9 protein-coding genes are annotated in these 13,987 nt (G+C 53.4%); 8 read left to right on the forward strand and 1 reads right to left on the reverse strand.

Annotated elements, in window-relative coordinates:
* The first annotated feature begins 9 nt into the window (after positions 1-9).
* The 7 genes from ABID47_RS16460 (at position 10) to ABID47_RS16490 (ending at position 11,336) form a co-directional block, all read left to right on the forward strand.
* Complete coding sequence (locus ABID47_RS16460) at positions 10-939, forward strand: ABC transporter permease (RefSeq protein ID WP_163873616.1); 930 nt, start codon at positions 10-12, stop codon at positions 937-939.
* The gene (locus ABID47_RS16465) at positions 933-1,796 is read left to right on the forward strand and encodes a carbohydrate ABC transporter permease (RefSeq protein WP_116230834.1); all 864 of its coding nucleotides are present in this window, start codon (positions 933-935) and stop codon (positions 1,794-1,796) included. The genes ABID47_RS16460 and ABID47_RS16465 overlap by 7 nt, the downstream gene beginning before the upstream one ends.
* A gap of 43 nt (positions 1,797-1,839) precedes the next feature.
* A complete protein-coding gene (locus ABID47_RS16470; protein ID WP_354498237.1) occupies positions 1,840-4,104 on the forward strand; it encodes a helix-turn-helix transcriptional regulator in 2,265 nt (754 codons plus the stop codon).
* A gap of 18 nt (positions 4,105-4,122) precedes the next feature.
* Positions 4,123-5,124 carry a zinc-dependent alcohol dehydrogenase gene (locus ABID47_RS16475; protein WP_354498239.1) on the forward strand — a complete coding sequence of 334 codons (1,002 nt, stop codon included), beginning with the start codon at positions 4,123-4,125 and terminating at the stop codon, positions 5,122-5,124.
* A 14-nt stretch (positions 5,125-5,138) separates the two neighbouring features.
* The gene (locus ABID47_RS16480; protein ID WP_354498241.1) at positions 5,139-8,423 is read left to right on the forward strand and encodes an OmpL47-type beta-barrel domain-containing protein; all 3,285 of its coding nucleotides are present in this window, start codon (positions 5,139-5,141) and stop codon (positions 8,421-8,423) included.
* 242 nt (positions 8,424-8,665) lie between these two features.
* Positions 8,666-9,940 carry a hypothetical protein gene (locus ABID47_RS16485; protein ID WP_354498243.1) on the forward strand — a complete coding sequence of 425 codons (1,275 nt, stop codon included), beginning with the start codon at positions 8,666-8,668 and terminating at the stop codon, positions 9,938-9,940.
* Between the two features lie 121 nt (positions 9,941-10,061).
* Complete coding sequence (locus ABID47_RS16490) at positions 10,062-11,336, forward strand: hypothetical protein (protein WP_354498245.1); 1,275 nt, start codon at positions 10,062-10,064, stop codon at positions 11,334-11,336.
* A gap of 112 nt (positions 11,337-11,448) precedes the next feature.
* Here the strand turns inward: ABID47_RS16490 and ABID47_RS16495 are convergent, their stop codons facing one another.
* Positions 11,449-12,672: an MFS transporter gene (locus ABID47_RS16495; protein ID WP_354498247.1), complete on the reverse strand. Its 1,224-nt coding sequence runs from the start codon at positions 12,670-12,672 to the stop codon at positions 11,449-11,451.
* 149 nt (positions 12,673-12,821) lie between these two features.
* Between ABID47_RS16495 and ABID47_RS16500 the strand changes: the two genes are divergently transcribed.
* Positions 12,822-13,712 carry a LysR family transcriptional regulator gene (locus ABID47_RS16500; RefSeq protein ID WP_354498249.1) on the forward strand — a complete coding sequence of 297 codons (891 nt, stop codon included), beginning with the start codon at positions 12,822-12,824 and terminating at the stop codon, positions 13,710-13,712.
* Positions 13,713-13,987 lie beyond the last annotated feature (275 nt).

A 13,987-nucleotide genomic window follows, 5' to 3' on the forward strand; every position in this document is an offset into this window, starting at 1 on the left:
TGAAGACTTATGAAGAAACCGAACAAGGGACGTTTGACCGAAACGCTGAAGCACATCCGGCGGGACCGTGAACTGCTGCTGCTCTTTATCCCGTGTATTCTCTTTTATATCATTTTTCGCTACGGTCCCCTGTACGGCTTGATTATCGCTTTTAAGGATTACAGCGTATTCTCGGGCGTGATGGGCAGCGATTGGGTCGGCCTGAAGCATTTTATTAAATTTTTCAGCAATCAGGACTTTTGGATGCTGTTCCGTAATACATTGCTGCTTGGATTTTACACGCTGATCTTCGGCTTCCCGTTTCCGATTCTGCTGGCGATCCTGCTGAACGAGGTCCGGACCAAGTGGTTCAAGAAATCGGTGCAGACGCTCAGTTACCTGCCGGCGTTTTTGTCAGTCGTCATTATCAGCAGCATGATCATCGATTTCCTGTCGCCGACGAACGGACTGCTCAACCAGCTGCTGGCTGCGTTCGGCTTTGAGAAAAAGTACTTTCTCGTCGATCCCGGCTGGTTCCGTCCGATCTATGTGATCTCCGAGATCTGGGGCACGATCGGCTACGAGTCGATCATCTACCTCGCCGCGATTGCGGGAATCAATCCGACGCTGTATGAAGCGGCCCGTGTTGATGGCGCATCCCGGTTTCACATGATCCGGCACATTACGATTCCCGGGCTCATGCCGACGATGCTCATTATGTTCATCCTGAAAACAGGCTCGATGATCCGAATCGGCTACGAAAAGGTGCTGCTGCTGTACAATCCGATGACCTACAACGTGGCTGACGTCTTCTCGACATATGTTTATCGGAAAGGACTGCTCGAATCCAATTACAGCTATGCCGCCGCGGTCGGCATGTTTGAAGCGCTGGTGGCCATGACGATGCTCCTTGGCGCAAACGCAATCAGCCGGAAGATCGGAGGGAAAGGGCTATGGTAGGAGAACGCAAAATATCGGTCTTCGGCATCGTCAACGCCCTGATCCTGGCCTGCATCGCGATTGCGACGCTCTATCCGGTGCTCTACATCACGGTCATTTCGTTCAGCGACACGGCTTCGGTTATTCAGGGCAAGGTATTCCTGTTTCCCAAAGGCTTTAATCTCGATGCCTACAAAGAAGTGCTGAGCAACAACACGATTCCCAGAGCTTATCTGAATTCCATTTACTATACGGCATTGGGTACCTTCATCAATCTGCTGTTTACGGCGGTGGCCGCGTATCCGCTGTCCCAGCCCAACTTCTTCGGGCGGAGAGTGTTCATGCTGGGGATCATTGTCACGATGTTTCTCAATCCCGGCATTATCCCCACGTACATCGTCGTTCAGAAGCTGGGACTGACGGATACGGTCTGGTCGCTTGTGCTGCCGAACGCGATCTGGACGATGGAGCTGATCATTCTGAAGAGCTTCTATGAAAATATGTCGTCGCAGATCCGGGAGGCGGCCCTCATCGACGGAGCATCGGAGACGCGGATTCTGTTCCGTATCGTCATCCCGCTTTCCAAGCCGGCGCTGGCATCCATCGGCCTGTTCTTTTTCATGGGCCACTGGAACAGCTTCTTCCTTCCGCTCATTTATTTGAACGACAAGGAGATGTATCCGCTTCAGGTGGTCCTGCGCGATATGCTCATTTTCAACAGCGAAAATGATGCCGGACTCGTGGACCGGGCGGCCCTCGCACCGCAGGCGGTCAAGAACGCCACGATCGTGCTGTCGATGATTCCGGTGCTGCTGATCTATCCTTTTGCCCAAAAGTATTTTGCCAAAGGGGTCATGTTAGGTTCCGAGAAGGGTTAAGCGGACGGATGTGGAATAGTTGTCATCATGAGAGGTGACGCCAATGAATCGGCTGCTTGCAAACCGGGGACTACTGCAAATCTTCTGCTCTCTGCTGTTAGTCATCATGATCATGTCTGCATCAAGCTATGTCGTTTACAAAAAATCCATTTCCGGCATCTATGACAAAGTTACACAAAACAATCGGCTCGTCGTTAAAAATATCATCCAGGCGTTCGACAGCAGCTTTACGACGGTCAACAACCTGATTTTTACGATCCACGGACTGCCGTTTGATCCGGTCAAATCCGGAGACGGCGGCCGCATGGATATGGCACAGGTCTATAATCTGCAGGATAATCTGGCATCGCTGATTTCTTCTGTCGATTATATCGAAGATGTCATCGTTTTTTACGACAACCAGGATCTGGCCATTACGGCCAATGGAACGAGCGACATGAGGCTGCTCTTTCAGAACAAGTACAGGCACGATACGTACAATGCCTCGTATTGGCGCAGCTTTTCCAAATCCAAACGTCCGTTTACGGTATTTCCTTCTTCCGATTACATGATGCAGACGGAAGGGTCCAAACCGCAAAGCCGGCAGCTCATCGCCGTCATGGACGGCAACAAATACAAGCTGTCGGATAAAAACGTGATTATCCTGATCAATGCGGAAAAGCTGCTGCAGCATGTGAACATGTCCTCCATGATTCCGGGATCGTCCATGATCGTGCTGGACGGCGACCGGAAAATCGTGCTCAGCACGGAAAAAAACTGGGACCTGGTCGAAGTGCTGAACGACGTCTATTTTAACCAATCCCAGGAAGACTCACTGACCCGCGGTGACTTCGAGTATCATGTGTACCAGTCGGATTACAACGATTTCATTTACATCGATAAGATGCCTTATCAATTCCAGAATATCGATACCGTGGCCAGCGGCAGCCGGCTCATTATGGTGATCGCCATTGTGAGCGCGGTGCTGCTGTCGGGGCTGCTCAGCGTCTATTTGTACCTTCCGGTCAAAGGCATTCTCCAGCTGTTCGGAGAGGGCCGCGTCAAAGGGAATGACTTTCGGAAAATCTACAGCGGCATCGTCAAAGTCCAACGCGAGAACGAAGCGCTAAGGCAGCGGATGGAGAGAGCCGAGGCTGATATGTGCAGGAACGCGTTCTTCCGGGTGCTGGAAAGCCAACGCTCCAGCGACATCGCGCGGGATGTGCTGAAGTATGAGCCGTTTTTCTTCCGGGACCGCAGCTTTGTGATGGCATCCCTTGATTTGAGACTTTCCCAGAAGGGGGACCGTTCTCATCCGGCGATGGAGCCCCGGCAAATGACTGAGCTGCTGCGCAAGGAACTTGGCAGCATGGCGGGTGCGGGCTATACGGCAGTGTTTCACCAGCGGGAGATGCAGTTTCTTATCCTGCTGGGCATACCGCAAGGCGGCGACCGGCAGACGGTGATATCCGGCTGGGCTGCCTTCATTCAGGAAGCGAACCGCGATGTGCTGCCTGGATATGTGCTCCGTTCCTTTGTCAGCAAGGATTATGAGGCTCATGTCCCGAATCTTCTGTCCGCTTACCAGGACATCTTGAACGGGATGCTCTACCGGAACGTACAGGATGAGGCGCAGACCGTGATCGATACCGCGGCGGTACAGTATGTGGGTGACGTTTATTTTCCACTGGAGAAAATGGATCATTTGGCCCGCTGCCTGACGGCCGGACTGACCGAGGAGAGCATCCAAATCGTGACGGACATTATTCACGAAAATGCACGCCGGAACATTCATCATTACCATCTGGCCCATGTGGCCAAAAGCATGTTCCTCTATCTGATCAAGCCGGCAAGAGCAACTGCCGAAGGCGATCAGGAACTGATGCAGCTGGAGTCCAGGTTCATCCGGCGGATCGAGCAGGCATATGATCACCGCGAAATTACGGAGGCGCTCCTGGAAGTGGTGAAGCGGGTTGCCGGCAGCCGCGGCGGCGAGCCGAAAAGCAAGCTGAATCCTGCCTTTATTTCGCAGTACATCGAACTTCATTATATGAACAACCTGTACCTCGACCATATGGCGGAGGTGCTGGATACGAGCCCGAAATACTTTTCGAATTATTTCAAGAAAACGTTCGGCATCAACTACGTCGAATACCTGAACAAGGTGCGGTTGGCGCACGCCCGTGAATTTCTGAAGAACACCGATTACAACATATCGGAAATCGGGGAAAAGACGGGGTACATGAACGCGTCAACCTTTACCACGACGTTCAAAAAATACTACGGCATCTCCCCCAGCGAATACCGGAAAATGGCGGGGGAGGGGTAGAAGGAGCGAACCATCATCATGAAAGCCGTTGCCGCATTACGAGGAAGCATTGTAGTCACGGATACGGAAGACCCGCCTCTGGAGAGGGGGCATGTCCGGATCCGGACCGAATATTCGGCCATTAGTCCCGGCACGGAGCTGTCTTTTCTGAAAAAGGGAGGCGATCATCCGTCCCTGCTCGGGTACAGCGCGGCCGGCATCGTCGAGGAAATCGGCGAAGGCGTGACCGGCCTGCTGCCCGGTCAAAGGGTGGCATGCTATGGAGCCCCTTACGTCCGGCATGCGGAACGTCTCACGGTTCCGTCCAATTTGGTGGCCGCGGTACCGGACCACGTCCTGCCGGAGGAAGCCGCTTTTGCGGGCCTTGGGGCGATAGCTATTCATGCCCTGCGGACAGCGGATCTGCGGTTCGGGGAGTCGGCGGTGGTCGTGGGACTTGGCATTCTGGGCCAGATCATTGCCCAAATCGCTTCAGCGGCTGCAGTTCGCGTCGCAGCGCTCGATTTGAACGCGCAGCGCGTACTGATGCTGCAGGAACAAGGAATCCGTCACGCATATAACCGGCAGGAACAGCTTGAGGAGCAGCTGCAGATCCTCACGGACGGCCATGGGGCGGACAGTGTCATCTTGTGCGCAGGGGGACCGGGGGAGGAGCTGATCAACCGGTCGCTCACCTGGATTCGCGACCGCGGCAATATCGTGGTTGTCGGTGACTTGACCACTACGTTTTCCCGTGGTCAGATGTTCGGCAAGGAGGCGCAGGTGCTCATCTCCAGGGCCGGCGGACCCGGCAGATATGACAGCGGGTACGAGAAGGATAACCGGGATTATCCGATCGGTTATGTGCGGTGGACCGAGGGCAGAAACGTTGCGGAATACGTCCGCCTCCTCTCAGAAGGACGGATATCGGTACTGCCGCTCATATCGCACCGCTACCCGCTAGGTGAAGCGGAAGCGGCTTACGCCAACTATTTGAATCCTACGGATTGTCTGGGAACGATTCTCGAATACGAATCCTGAAGGAGGATGTGTGAATGCGGAAGTCATGGTTTGCACTATTGGCATGTGTTGTACTGTTAACAGGCTGGACTGGATGGGGAGGCAGCGGCACGGCAAAGGCGGAAGACAGCCGTCTGTCACAGAAAGTGTATGGCAGCCCGGAAGAGCTGCTGCCGCCGCTGAACTACACCGTTTCGATTTTTAACGGAACCGTAGGCTATGAAGAGGGACGGCCGGTCATGTATACCGTGTCTAAAGGGAAACCGGGCCAGCTGAATGTCATTGACCTGGAGGATTACAAGCTGCTGCGCAGCATTCCGATCCCGCCCTCGGAGAGCTCATGGGCGCATACAGTTGCGCCGGACGGCACGCTGTACGTCGCGGCCGACGGCAGCGGGGCCAGATTGTGGAAATATTCTCCGGTGACGCATACCGTGGAACAGGCCGCCTCCTTTGCCGGCGAATCGTGGCCGATCTGCATCACAACGGATGAGGCGGGCCGGGTATACGTCGGTACTTATCCTGGAGGCAAGGTGATTCAGTACGATCCAGCCACCGGCCAAACCAAGGACTATGGCCGCGTGATCGGTAACATTGCCCAAGAATATGTCCGCTCCATCGCATATCAGGGCGGTAACATTTATGCGGGAACGGCGCATCATCAGATTGTCCGCGTTAACCTGGAGACAGGCGAGAAGACGGACATTGCCGCGTCCTTGAATGTTCCGGAAGGGGACGATACGGTATACGATTTAGACACCATCGACAACCGCTACCTGTTCGCCCGTTATACGGATGGCAGCGGTGTACCGGGTCCGGCGTACATTTATGATACACAAACCGGTTCCTGGCTCGATACGGTGCTGGACAACGTGACCGGACTGCACGAGACCGATTCCTTGGACGGCAAAATTTATTTTATGTCCGACAAAAAATTGAAGACCTTCGATCTTGCCACGCATGAAGTCAGCGAAACAGGAATGGAGTACAACAGCGGATTCCGGGGAGCCGATTGGGTAGAGTTTCCGAACAATCCCGACCTCCCGGGTAAAAACCTGGTTACCGTCCGCTATGACGGTGGAGTGGCGATCATGAACATCGAGACCAAGCAAGTGCACCTGATGCCATCCGTCGTTCCGGGATTGCCGGGCGTGGTGAACCGGATCCAGTCCGCGCCGGACGGGAAACTGTTCGTCACCGGGGTACAAACGAGCCGGGGTTCGATTATCGACCCGAATACCCTGACTTCCTCGGCATTCTCCATCGGTCAGGCAGACAGCGTGTATCCGCTCGGCGATAAAATGTATATGGGCGTCTATCCTGAAGGAGCGCTGTTCGAATACGACATGACTCAGCCGCCGGGGACAGAAAACCCGAAGAAGACGTTCGTCCTGGAAAATGGGCAGGAACGCCTGGTGAATATGACATCGGGAGGCGGCAAGCTCTATATCGCGACCATCCCGGGTTACGGTACCCTTGGCGGATCGGTTACGGTATATGATCCCGCTACGGGGGAAAGCCGCGTTCACCGCAACGTCGTGCAGGATCAAAGCGTCCTGAGCCTTGCCTATAAAGACGGCAAATTGTTCGGATCGACGACGATTCGCGGGGGACTCGGTTCGGAGCCATCGGCGGATGAAGCGAAAATATTCGTATGGGACACCCAGACCGAGCAGAAGATCACGGAATTCCCTCTTCGGATCGCCGGACTCGATAAACCGGTCTTCATCGGCGATTTGAGCGTAGGTCCGGACGGACTGATCTGGGGCGCGGCGTATGAATACGTGTTTGCGCTGGATCCAAATACGTATCAGGTTGTAAAGAGCAAAAAGGTGCAGTCTGGCGTTAGCTATACGCAGTGGGCTCATCACATGATCCGCTGGTCGGAAGACGGTCTTATGTACGTTTTGTTCAACAACAAACTGACGGTCATCGATCCGCAAACGCTGGAATCGCGCACGATCACCAATGCCGCCCGGTTCGAGCTCGGCAAGGACGGCAACATCTACTTTACGGACAATGCCACGAATACGATCATGTACCGGATTGAGGTCGATGGGGAAATTGTCGAGCAGCCACCTGGCATTCCGCTTCCGGTTAAAAATCCAGGATTTGAGGATGCCGTGAATGGTACTGCGATCCCAGGTTGGACGTCCTTGTTTGCCACCGGTTCCGATTTGAGCTACGCGGTCAGCACGGACCGGAGCTCCTCCGGCAGTGCCAGCCTGAAGCTGAAAGATAATACCCGTACGGGATCCGTCGCCTTGCAAAGCGATAAGATCACCGTTGAACCGGGCAAGAAATACACGTCCAAAGTCCAGGTGTATATCGAATCGGGACAGCCGGGAACGATGCTGCGCTTCTTTGACAGCAGTAATCAAACACTGGCAACGCAGGAGATCCATCTGGACGAGAGCCGGCTGGCCCAGTGGCAGACCGTGACGCTAAACGCCACGGCTCCCGACAATGCGGCCTACGCCCGCTTGATCGCAGTGGTCAGCCGCTACAACATGGCGTCGGCATATTATGACGACTTCTCCCTGTCCGTTGAAGGGGCGCCTGAACCGGTGGATCAGGCAGCGCCTGTGTCTGCGGCCGAGGTATCGCCCGCTGCAGGCGAGAGCGGCTGGCTGAACCGTGACGCATCCGTGCAAATCCAGGCGGAGGACGAGGGCAGCGGCGTGGCCGCCATAACCTATGCTGCCCGCGGAGCGGGTTCGCTTGAACCGGTTCGAGTAGAAGGAGCAACCGCATCCTTCAATGTGACTGCCGAAGGAGTCACGACGGTGACCTATTCGGCCGAGGACCAGGCCGGCAACAAGGAGGATGCGCGTGAGCTTACGGTCAAGATCGATAAAACGGCACCTGAAATTACGTTTACCGGGGAAGCAGCCTATACGGTAGAACAGAAGGTGTCCATTCAGTGCGCGGCGTCCGACAGCTTATCCGGTGTCGCATCGGAACCGTGCATCGGGACAGACCGACCCGCATATGAGCTGGAGCCTGGCACCAACGTGATCACGGCTTCGGCTAAAGATGCCGCAGGCAATGAAAGCACAAAGGAGTTTTCATTCGAGATTACGGCAACGTACGACAGTCTGGGCGCGCTTGTGCGTTCGTTCCTGCCTGGGGATGCCGACTTTGCCGAGTCGCTGAACGCGAAGCTGCTGGCGGCCAAGGCTTCTGCCGGACGTGATCAGGCTCAAGCGGCACAGGAACAGCTGTCCGCGTTCGAGCAGGAGGTTACTGCCCAAAGCGGCAAGAAGCTGACGCCGGATCAGGCAGCGGTGCTGCTGAAGTGGGTGAAAACGCTGAAATAGAAGGATATTGAAATGAATTGTCGTGTTAAGCGACGTCAAATGAGGAGTCTGCGAGCAAGCGTAGGCTCCTCATTTTTCTTTTCTGAACGATTCTGAATCTTTAGAACTGGTGAGGTTACAGTGTTTGCAAAAATCGGCAACTTTCACTAACGAAAAAGCGTTAAACATGTAGTTCGATCCGGATCGAAAACCGGACAAAGATGATACATATTTGATACAAGGGGCAGGGAGATGAAATAGTTATGGATAAAAAGCGCCACTTTGGCACCTTTGCACGGTCTGCCGTAATGCTGGCGATTTTGGGCGTTACGGTGTTACCCAGTCCTTATGTAGCGGCAGAGGATTTAGCAGTTCAGGATCAGGCTCTGAGCATTCAGAACCCATCCGCAACTGGACAGGCGGCGCAGGTGCCCGTCCAAAAGTCGGCGATCAAATGGAAATTTAGCCCTTCGTTTTATGATCAGGCAACCGGTTATTCCTACTACTCCGCCACCGCCGACCAAATGAGCAGTCGCACCATCTATCTGGATCCGAAGGGGGAGTGGCATGCGTTTGCAGAAGGCGTAACGATACATCGGGACTACACTTTGGAAACACCGGTCGTGGACAGGACGAAATACGGCGATCCTATGGAAGGGCTCTACTCGACCGTATATGACCCATCCAAGGAGACTGCGACGAGAGGGGTATATTTTGCAGGCGGCTCGGACCTCCAGCATGGATTTCGTTACATAAAAAACTATTACAAGCGGCAGGACGCGCAGGGAAAGGAGTATACTGCTTCCGATTTCAGCCTGCTCCTTCGAACCCGTTCCGGAGTGATCCGCGAGATCGAGCGCGTGCCTAACCGTCTGCGTTTTAAGGCGATGTCGGACGGAAATGCACTTGCGGTCCAGTACAGCGTTCCTCATAAACCGGATGAAATACTGATCATCAACACCGAAACGGGGAAGAAGAAGCACGTGACATATGGCCGACCAGAATACTATGACACAAAAGGGGGGCGGCTTCTCATCACCCTCAATAAAACGGTAAGCCCACACGCGGTGTATACGTTAGCCGACGGTAAGCAGCGCCCGGCCACTGAACAGGATTGGAAAGAGTTTGAGAGCATCAGCATGGCCGAAGGTAATCGCGTTAAGATGCCCGACTCTACTACTGTGCCTCCAGCTGATTTGCAGCCACAGGATTTGCCGGTGACATCGATCCAATCTCAAGATCAAATCTTGGTCCGAGCTGCGATTGGCGGTCGTGCGGTGAATTTATCCTTTGCTTTTGTCCAAAACGGCCGGACTCTGTTCCCCGTTCGCGAATTGGCGGAGCAGACAGGCCTGGAGGTTAAGCAAACGAAGGTGTCTGGAAAAGCGGACGGCACATCTTTTACCTTGAAAGGACCTGGGGGCAGCGTAAGTTTAACGCCGACTGACCCTATGATGACTGGTGGCCAGCTCTTTATTGGCTTTGATATCTTGAAGCGGATTGGCCTGCCGGTGCAGGGGGTGAATTGGAATCCCTAATTAAATGAGGGGGGGATATGGAGATTGGCTCATCTTTGAAAAAGGGATTGATCATAGATCCATCTAATGGTTACTCAATCCGAAAAACTAGGAATTACATAGTGAAAGGAGAAAATCAACGATGAACAAGAAGCACAAGCGGAAGGCCTCGTTGTTGTTTGCAGCGCTGCTGACTGCGGCGGGTACGGCGGTGGTGCCAAGCCCCAGCGTACAGGCGGAGGAGGCGCCTGCGGCTGCAGTACAAGCGGATCGTGCACAGAGTAAAGGAGTTTCCGATTCCCAAGCAACGCAGGCACCCGAACTCAAATGGGATTTCAGGGCTGAATTTTATGATAAGGGCACGGGACGTGCCTATTACGATGCGTCCGCTTATGACGGAGAACAATTTTATAACCGCACAATATTCCGCGACGCTAATGGGAAATGGAATGCTCTGGAAGAAGGCATCTCCGTAACTTGGGACTATGATCTGGGGAGACCCGTTTTGATTGGCAAAGGTCTCGGTAATTATTTGAATGGGCTGTTTTCGACTGTATTTGATCCAGCCCAAGGGACGGGAACCACCGGAGTGTTTTTCACTGGCAGTAAGGATAACCGGAGCGGTCTGCATTATATCAAAAATTATGAGATGGGTCAGGATGCACAGCAGAATTGGTATTCCACATCTTATTTCAGTGTATTTTTGCGCACCGGAGACGGCGTGATTAAGGAAGTTGATGGTGCACCATTACGTCCAGGATTTATCCCGATGCCGGACGGACGTGTGCTCGCCGTTCAGTATAGCTCCTCAGCCAAGATGAATGAAATTTTGATCCTGAATCCGGCAACGGGAATTAGGAAGCATCTTGTCTATGCGAGCCTCGGCTACTATGATGTCGAAGGTGGACGCCTACTTGTCAGATATAATCAGCCGAATCGTCCGAGCGAAGTCATAACGCTGTCCAATGGAAAAGCACGCAAGGCAACGGAACAGGATTTCAAGGAGTTTTCCAACCTGGCAATTCAGAGCTACCAGGCACCTATGCCAAACGCATCGACCAAGCCCCCTGCCGATTTACAACCACAAAACTTGCCTGTGACACCCATTCAAATTCGTGATCAGATCACTGCAAGAGCCACGATTGGCGGCAAGGTAGTATATCTCAGTTTTGCCTTTATTCAAAACGGACGCACGATGATTCCTGTACGGGAACTGATGGAGCAGGCAGGTCTGGAAGTGATACAGCAGAAGGTGGCTGGAAAAATGGGCAGCAGCACTTTTACCTTAAAAGGGCCAGAGGGAACAGCGACTGTCACGGGTGCTGACAGCATGATGATCGGTGACCGGCTCTATGTTGGATCTAATGTTTTGAAGCGGATTGGGTTGCCAGTTCAGGGGATGAATTGGAATCCGTAAGCAAGATCGCGGCCCTATCATAAAAAAACGGCATGCTCTCCCATGGTCTACATGGGAGGCATGCCGTTTTCATTACAATCGGTTGGGATTGATTACAAAACAGTTGGTTTGATTACAGGGCAGTTGGTTTGGCTTCGCTGCCGTGCCGCTCCTGCCGGGAAGACCGAGTTACGTACAGAAGCAGCAGCGCGGTGACCACTATTAACGCGATGATCATCCCAATCACCCCGTTCCAGCCGAAACCGGACAGGAAGAATCCCCCGGACCAGCCTACCAGACTGGACCCCGTGTAGTAGAAGAGCAGGTAAAGGGATGAAGCGTAAGCTTTATAGCGCATCGGTGCCGCTTTGCCCACCCAGCCGCTGGCAACGGTGTGTCCCGCGAAGAAGCCGCATGCGAACAGAATCATGCCTGTGATCATAAAGACCACGTTGCCCGCCAGCATGAGCAGGGCACCGACAAGAAGCATGCCCAGGCCGCTGGCAATCAAGCCGGCACGTGAATAACGGTCAGCCAGCTTACCGAACCAGACGGAGGACCAGGAGCCGATCAACTGGAAGACGAACAGGCATCCGATCAACGTTTGACTCAGCTCATAAGGCGGCTGGGACAACGGGAAGTCGATATAGTTAAACAGCGTAACGTACGCGCCGAGCAGCAGAAACCCGATCAGGTACAGGCACAGGAGCCGGGTGTTTGCAAATCCGTTCCGGAAGCCGTCGACCCAGTGGTGCAGCGAAATGCTGACCGGTTTGAAGTGGTTTGATTTGGGCAGGTAGAGCCAAAACATCACACTGCATAGAAGGCTGACCAAGCCTAGGACAAACATCGCAATATGCCAATTGAAAAAATCGGTGATCAGACTGATGATAACCCTTCCTGCAAAACCGCCTACCGCAGTGCCTGCCACATAGAATCCCATGACCTGCCCGATGCTGCGCGGTTCGATCTCCTCGTTGAGATAAGTCATGGCGATGGCCGGAAAGCCCGCAAGGCTGACGCCTTCGAGCAGCCTGGCGGCCAGCAGCAGATGAAAGTTCGTGCTGAACGAAGAAGCCATAGCCAGCACGGATGTAACGAACAGCGACACGCTCATGACGCCTCTGCGCCCCCAGGCATTAGACAGCAGGGAGACAAACAGCATGGTGACCGCTAATGTAATCGTTGAGAAAGAAATGATGAAACTGGCACTGGAAGGGGACACGTGGAATTCCTTCGTAAACGTGCCGATCAAAGGCTGCGGGCTGTACAGGATCGCAAAAGTGACCAGACTGCCCAATAGCATGCTGACCAGTACCCGGAAATAGGCACGGGTACCGATTTGAATGTACTGCACGGTAAACGCCTCTCTTTATTAAGTTCTGTAAACTCCTCTTTCGGTGACGTCCCTAAGTATACGCCTGGTTCGCTTATGTTGTATAATGAATTAAAATTATCAAATTAATGCCTCTGGGTTATGAGGGATTGGGAAGAGGGCAGGCAACCATGGAATGGCAGCAGCTGGAGTATTTCCGCGTCGTGGCCAGGCTGGAGCATTTCATCAAATCGGCGGAGCAGCTGGCTATTTCCCAGCCGGCGCTGAGCCGGTCGATGACGAAGCTGGAAAAAGAGCTTGGGGTACAGCTGTTTGACCGGCATGGCCGATCCGTTCAGCTGAATGAAACAGGAAAGCTGTTTTTGGCTAGAGTAGAGCGGGCTATGCAGGAGATTGAGGATGGGATCGAAGAGATCCGGCAGTTCCACGATCCGTTTGCTGGCAAGGTCTCGATTGCATTTTTGATGTCATTTGGCGTTCACATGCTGCCGGATGTCATCGCAAGCTTCAACCGCAAATATCCGGACGTTGAATTCGCGCTGTATCAAAACCCGACGACGGTTATTCTGCCGAAATTGCTGCGAAGCGAGGTGGACCTGTGCATTATCGGTCCATTCGGCGAAGAGCCCGGTGTCGTCTGGCACAAGCTCGTTGAGGAAGAAATGTACGTCTACGTGCCTGCGGATCACCGGCTTGCGGAACGTGAATCGATCCGGCTGGAAGAGGTAGCGGGCGAACCGTTTATATCCTTTAAGCCGGGTTATGGCGTCCGGACGCTGATGGAACGGTTTTGCGGTGAAGCCGGTTTTGAGCCGAACATCCGGTTTGAGGGCGATGATATTATGACGGCCGCAGGGCTTGTCTCCGCAGGACTTGGAGTTACGATCATCCCGGCTTTTTCGGGTATTGAACATGGAAAGGTCAAGCGGCTGCGCGTGACGGAGCCTTACTGCCGGAGGGAAATTGGACTGGCCTGGGTCGAGGACCGGAAGCTTCCTCCTTCCGCCGACCTGTTTCGCTCATTTATTATCGAGTATTTTCGTGGCCAAGGCGAACTGTAGAATGCCCCTATTCTGAGAAAATAACTACAAGGTACGCAGATTGAAAGCCTGGATATTCAGGCTTTTTCTCTTATCAAATGACCCGTTTTCAAGGGAACAAGACTGGGATTAGCGAAGGTCAATTTTTTTATTTAAGTATTTACTTTATTAAGGAAATGGTTTATTATAACAACAGAGAGAGCTGAACCATCTTTTACCTGATGATCCTTGGGTTCACCAACGTAACAGTCCAGATAACTACATGAACAAACTAAACTTCGCTCAACACAGAGGCA

Source organism: Paenibacillus favisporus (genome assembly GCF_040545415.1).
Classification (GTDB): domain Bacteria; phylum Bacillota; class Bacilli; order Paenibacillales; family Paenibacillaceae; genus Paenibacillus_AQ; species Paenibacillus_AQ favisporus.

Excerpts from the sequence above, each read along its gene's own strand:
- ABID47_RS16460 (WP_163873616.1), top strand. The coding sequence starts at position 10 with ATGAAGAAACCGAACAAGGGACGTTTGACCGAAACGCTGAAGCACATC.
- ABID47_RS16465 (WP_116230834.1), top strand. The coding sequence starts at position 933 with ATGGTAGGAGAACGCAAAATATCGGTCTTCGGCATCGTCAACGCCCTG.
- ABID47_RS16470 (WP_354498237.1), top strand. The coding sequence starts at position 1,840 with ATGAATCGGCTGCTTGCAAACCGGGGACTACTGCAAATCTTCTGCTCT.
- ABID47_RS16475 (WP_354498239.1), top strand. The coding sequence starts at position 4,123 with ATGAAAGCCGTTGCCGCATTACGAGGAAGCATTGTAGTCACGGATACG.
- ABID47_RS16480 (WP_354498241.1), top strand. The coding sequence starts at position 5,139 with ATGCGGAAGTCATGGTTTGCACTATTGGCATGTGTTGTACTGTTAACA.
- ABID47_RS16485 (WP_354498243.1), top strand. The coding sequence starts at position 8,666 with ATGGATAAAAAGCGCCACTTTGGCACCTTTGCACGGTCTGCCGTAATG.
- ABID47_RS16490 (WP_354498245.1), top strand. The coding sequence starts at position 10,062 with ATGAACAAGAAGCACAAGCGGAAGGCCTCGTTGTTGTTTGCAGCGCTG.
- ABID47_RS16500 (WP_354498249.1), top strand. The coding sequence starts at position 12,822 with ATGGAATGGCAGCAGCTGGAGTATTTCCGCGTCGTGGCCAGGCTGGAG.